The sequence below is a fragment of the Pseudoalteromonas sp. GABNS16E genome (assembly GCF_028598715.1).
Lineage (GTDB): Bacteria > Pseudomonadota > Gammaproteobacteria > Enterobacterales > Alteromonadaceae > Pseudoalteromonas > Pseudoalteromonas atlantica.
Map to the genome: position 1 here is coordinate 1 of NZ_JAQREZ010000126.1, position 1,411 is coordinate 1,411.

Genomic DNA, 1,411 nt, shown 5'->3' on the forward strand with positions numbered 1-1,411 from the left:
TTAAAAATGAATTATCTAACGCTGTAGCGGGTCATCACGGTGTTTACTATCAGGTAAATACCGCAAAAGGAGAGCTCATTTTTCAAAGTTCTGAACGAGATTTTAGTGATTTTGTAATGAGTGCTAATGCTTCAGCTGGCTTTAACCGTAACAACATTACCTCATGGCAAAATGATACCCACACCTACCGAGCTCTGGTGAGTAATTTAAGTACTGGGCAACAGCAATACAAAATTACTACAGCGATAGACATGAGCTTTCATTTACACTTTCTCAATCAATTTCAACAAAGTCTTTGGGCTATTATGTTTGGCTCTGCGGTACTCATTTTATTGGTGGCTTGGTTTGCTATACATCAAGGATTAAACCCTTTACGAGGTTTGAGTCAGAAAATGCATGACATCCAAACTAATAAGATGGATGTAAGGCTTGATGAAAATAAAGTGCCTATTGAGCTTGTTAATATGGTGCAGTCGTTTAACTCGATGCTCGACAGGCTCCAAGGTGAATTTATTCGTTTATCAAATTTCTCTAGTGATATTGCGCATGAGTTACGTACTCCACTAACAAATATAATCACTCAAACACAGGTTGGTTTATCTAAAAAAAGACAGTTGTTAGAGTATCAAGAATTATTGTTTTCTAATCTAGAAGAGCTGGAACGACTAACTAAGATGGTTAGTGATATGCTTTGGCTTGCAAAAACTCAGAATGGACTGGTTAAACCCGTTCAAAATACCCTAAAAAGCCATGATGAAATTGAAGCATTATTTGAGTACTTTGATGCTTTGGCTGAAGACTCATTGATTACATTTAAGAAAAAAGGTCAAAACCTTTGTTTTTATTGTGACAAATTACACTTTCGCCAATTATTATCAAACCTCCTATCCAATGCAATAAGGTATGCCCCAAAAGGCTCATCAATCACAGTAAATAGTGAAATATTTACCGCTGAAAAAATATGTATTTCAGTGATTAATACTGGGGAGAGAATACCTTCTGAGCATTTACCTTATTTATTTGACCGCTTTTATCGACCCGATAAATCGCGCCAACGACACAGCGATGGAGCTGGTTTAGGGCTTGCAATAGTTAAAGCTCTAGCGCAAGCAAACGGTGGAAATATAGAGGCCAGTTCAAATAATCAAACTACCAGCTTTAAAGTTTTTCTAAATTTAGCTAAAAGCTAATTATTAAATTTAATAACCCAATGTTTGCTTGTACCTCTAGACTTCCCAGCTTTCATTAAACACCGGTTTATAAACTTAAAGTACAAAACGGAAGTAAACTTCCGGTTTCTAACCCAATATTGCTATATTTCGGAAGCAAACTTCCGTTTATAGGAATTCAAAGGTAGTTATCGGAAATATACTTCTGTTTTTTGAAAGCGTTAACCTAGATAGCTATATGA

At 35.9% G+C, this 1,411-nt stretch carries 1 protein-coding gene; it reads left to right on the forward strand.

Going from position 1 to position 1,411, the window contains the following annotated elements; genetic code table 11:
* A partial coding sequence (locus tag PSI06_RS20905) for a heavy metal sensor histidine kinase (RefSeq protein ID WP_273604798.1) occupies positions 1-1,190 on the forward strand: 1,190 nt, incomplete at its 5' end.
* Positions 1,191-1,411 lie beyond the last annotated feature (221 nt).